We start from the raw sequence: 4,510 nt of genomic DNA on the forward strand, positions 1-4,510 counted from the left end.
AGCGTCAGGACTCTTTCATTCTACCAAGAGGTTGTTTTTTTGTTCAAACTCCATTTTCCTTAATTACAGGAATGCTGTCCCTTTACTTCAATAAGATAAAAGCCTTGCTCCTTTGTTGAAGCAAAGCCCCTGATAGTTTAAGTACAATCTTTCACGGTCCAATATAATTACACTTTTCACAAAAATTTGTAAGGGCAAGCCATTTAAAAGCCTATGTTTAAACCTTCTGCGGCCCGCTATTGCATCTTTTGTATGGTTGCTCCTAGCCACGCATCCAAACACTTATGTTACAGATGAATTAAATATATCTCTAATCACTTTTTCTTAGAACCTTCAAACTGTTTTATTTAAGGACACACATTTTTATTGAGTACAAAGTTTTTTAGGTGTGTATCACTACTATATGGGTAAAATAACGTCAACTGTTGTCCCTTTATTAATAGTACTTTCAATTATCATTGTCCCTCTATTTTCTTGAACAATTTTTTGACTAATCATTAACCCTAATCCTGTTCCTTTTTCTTTTGTACTATAAAAGGGTTCTCCAATCTTTTTTATTCGTTCTTTAGATATACCACATCCCTGGTCAATAAATCGAAACATGATAAAATCTGAATTTTCCCGAAAAACATGTGCTTCGATAATTCCCCCATTCGGCATGGCCTCAACCGCATTTTGTAAAATATTCATAAAAACCTGTTTCATTTGATTTTCGTCACAGTAGACAGATGGCAAATCCGAATCAACCTCTGGTATGAATTCAACATTATTTAATAACGCTTGTGACTCAAATAAAATTAACACTTGTTCTAAAAGCACTTTTACATCTACTTCTTTCATTTTCGGTGTTTGGGGTTTGGCAAGGGTTAAAAATTCTCGTACAATGCTTTCAATCCTATTAACTTCTGGTAATATCAAGTCTGTATATAAAGGCTTATCCAATTCTTTTTGTAGTTGTAAAAATCCCCTTATCGAAGTAAGTGGATTCCTTATTTCGTGTGCCACTCCTGCGGCCAGTTGTCCAACTACGGAAAGTTTTTCAGATTTTCGCATGAGTTCTTCCGATTTTTTCCGTTGCGAAATATCACGACTCACAACGATAATGGATTGAACTATATCATTTTCATCCAATGCTGGAGTCGCATGTGCCTCCACATAAACCCAACCACCATTAGCATGTTTATAACGAAATTCCACACAAGAAACTGTCTTAGCGGAAACAAGGTGAGCGAATTGTTTTTCAATATCAGGAACGTCATCAGGGTGAATTTGCACCAAAAATGAATTTCCTTCATACAAATTTGGTGGGAATCCCAATACCATTTCGTGAGAAGGTGAGGCATATTTGACAATTCCTTTTGTATCCAATACTCTAATTAAATCTTGCATATTTTCAGCTATAAGACGATATTTCGCTTCGCTGTTGCGAAGTGCTTCCTCCGCCTGTTTTCTTGCTGTATTATCTCGGAAGATTCCTTGAATAGCTGGTTCTCCCTCATAACTAATTTTTATTGAAGTACCTTCTACATAAAAGTTTGTTCCGTCTTGCCGTACCATTTTGTATTCAAAAGGTTCAACAAGATTTTCTTCTCCTGCCTGTAAATGTTGTATCCGTTTGACAACTTCATTATGAGAATCGAGATGAAAAATATCTAAAATAGATTTTCCAAGAAGTTCTGTTGGTTGTTTAAATCCCAGAACTTTTACTCCTGCTCGGTTAATGTATTGAATGATTCCTTTGCTGTGTACCACAATCGGTTCTGGGGACAGATTCACCAATCTCTGGTAACTTTCTTTACTTTCCGCTAATGCCTGTTCTATATTTTTTCTTTGCGTTACATCACTAAACTCAACCAATATCGCACGATTGCCTTCATAGGGGATAGCTACTGCCCCAACCTCTATATCAATGACTTCTCTATCTTTCCGACACAGTTTCATTTCGGTAAATGGAAGTTCTTGTCCCACCTCGGCTTTTGATGTTCTCTGTTTGGAAAGTTGATAAAATTCAGGATGTAGGTAACTATAAATGGACTTTCCTACCAAATCTTTTTCCATTGAAATTTTCAAAGCAGATGGGTTGGAATAAAGAATTCTTCCATCTCGATGAATGACAATACCTTTAGGAGAATATTCTACTACTTTTTGATAGCGTTCTTCACTTTCTTTTCGTTCAGTAATGTCCACACAGGAACCAATGACCTCTACGACTTGCCCTCCTCTGCGAATAGGTCGTAAAGAAGCAAGATACCAAATGCCATTTAGATTTCCTTCGTAGGAGACATACTCCTCCCCTTCCCACGCTCTTCTATAAAAATGAAGTTTGATTTCAGCATCCTTATTTTCAAGAAAATCATATACTTCCCGCCCAATAATCTTTTCAGGTGTTAGCCCCATTCGATAAAGCAGTTCACCATCACTTAAAGTATGAATGAATTTCCCATTCCGCTTTGTATATTTAAATATCATTCCTTGTTGCAATCTTATGGTATCTTGTAATTCTTGACGGGTATTTTCTAATTCTTCCTCTAACCATTTTCGATTACTAACTTTTTGAGGAAGTCCCTCCTTTCGAACAATTTGTTCTACTTCATAAAATTTTTCAACAAATTCATTAGGAGGTAAAGGTTTACTAAAAAAATACCCCTGCCCTTTATTACAAAGATTTTGTTGAAGAAAAATCAACTGTTCTTTCGTTTCTACTCCTTCAGCGATGACTTCCAGCTTTAATTGGTGAGCCATTGCAATAATTGTTTTAACAATCGTGGCATCCTTTTCATCTTTGGTACAATTCCGAACAAAACTTTGGTCTATCTTGATAAAATCAATAGGAAATTCCTTTAAATAATAAAGGGAGCTATACCCTGTTCCAAAATCATCTAAACTAATTCGTACACCCAAACGCTTCAAGTCCCATAAAATAGGAAGAACCTTTTGAACATCCATCATCATACTCTCGGTAATTTCCAGTTCTAAATAATCAGGAGAAAGTTCATGATCTTCTAAAATCTGTTCTATCATCTCTACTAAATTAGGTTGATACAACTGACGAGCAGACAAATTAACTGCTATATATATAGGAGGGAGTCCTAATTCTTGCCATACTTTGTATTGCTTACAAGCAGTTCGTAACACCCATTCCCCAATAGGTAAAATCATTCCTGTTTCCTCTGCAATAGGGATGAATTCATTTGGTGAGATAATCCCTTTCTCTTTATTTTCCCAACGAATCAATCCTTCTACCCCTTGTATCTTCCCTGTCTTCAAATCAATTTTGGGTTGATAATAAAGTTGGAATTCTTCTCTTTCCAAAGCTGTTTCAAGAGTATCTTTCAAATTTAAACCTGCATAGATCCATTTCAATTTCCATTTACACTCCCATTCTCAGACCTTATATCAATAATTTTTTTAGTCGTATTTCCTCGGCTATTCTTTCCAAAGAGGGAACATATTAAATTGTGAGTTCCGTTCTTTAGAAACATTTCACTATTTATATCGGCTGATTTAATTCAAGTAATAACTTAGAAAAACATTCTTTGCTTAATTACAAGTGAAAAGGTTTGATTATGGCACAAGGTAAACCCGTTTCGTAATTTCTCCTGTCCAAAATTCTGAGGGGTGTTCCTCCAAAATTTATTACAAGTTTAAAACAAACCAAGTGTTTTGCCGATAACTTTAGCAGGTCTACAAAAACATTATAGGGAGAGTTTCAGCGGGTTATAAAACGAGAAAATTGGTACGGTGGACATCATCAATATATTTATATTTTGCTACTAACCTGCCCGTTTGTTGAATTAAGAATTAAATAAAAAAGCGTCAATTCTTTCTGAATCAACGATAGTACTCCTTACTTATCTGTTTTCCAACTGCCTTGAAGTTTCCTGATAAATATAATTTGACCAATATGATATGCGTTATGTGTAGTTGAATTCCCTAGAATCTGCCACCATTTTGCCTTTACCGAAAAACCTATAACATAACTTTCTATTTTCTCAGTGGATATTAGCCCATCCCACTTCAAAAGAACATCAAGCAACGTTTCCTTTAAGTCATTAAAGGTAGTATTTTCGGGTATTTTAAAGCTCTCTTTATTATCTTTAATTGAAGGGGAGGCATCTATGCTGCAATTAATGTACCTAGTCTGCCAGCTTTGATTCCAATATATTAAATGCTGCACGATCTCAGTTATACTGTGACAATTTTCATTTGGCTTCCACAATGCTTGTTCTTCTGTTAAATTCTCCACGGATTCTGAAAATGGTCTGTACCAACTCGCATCATTGGCATTCGCTAAGAACTGGTCAGATAGAATATCTTTTACTTCAGTCATTTAAACCACTCCTCAATTCCCGTATTCCAACTTAATACATTTCCGCTGCTTATCCTCCCCATTTATTTTCGTGTTAAATACTGCAAAATCCTTTTTCTTCTTAAACTCCCTCAGTTTAATACGATTTTCTAGCAAATACTCGCTTATTCGCAGGATTTCATAACCCTTTATAGAAAGGAA

At 35.5% G+C, this 4,510-nt stretch carries 2 protein-coding genes; both read right to left on the minus strand.

All coding sequences use genetic code 11. The features are described from left to right. Positions 1 to 399 precede the first annotated feature (399 nt). Positions 400 to 3,363 (minus strand): EAL domain-containing protein, encoded by a 2,964-nt coding sequence (locus G8761_RS26495; RefSeq protein WP_166030924.1) that lies wholly within the window; start codon positions 3,361 to 3,363, stop codon positions 400 to 402. 484 nt (positions 3,364 to 3,847) lie between these two features. After that, positions 3,848 to 4,330, minus strand: a complete 483-nt coding sequence (locus G8761_RS26500) for a DinB family protein (RefSeq protein WP_166030925.1) — start codon at positions 4,328 to 4,330, stop codon at positions 3,848 to 3,850. Between the last annotated feature and the right edge of the window lie 180 nt (positions 4,331 to 4,510).

It is taken from the genome of Neobacillus terrae (assembly GCF_011393025.1).
GTDB classification, from domain to species: domain Bacteria; phylum Bacillota; class Bacilli; order Bacillales; family Cytobacillaceae; genus Neobacillus_A; species Neobacillus_A terrae.

Excerpts from the sequence above, each read along its gene's own strand:
- G8761_RS26500 (WP_166030925.1), bottom strand. The coding sequence starts at position 4,330 with ATGACTGAAGTAAAAGATATTCTATCTGACCAGTTCTTAGCGAATGCC.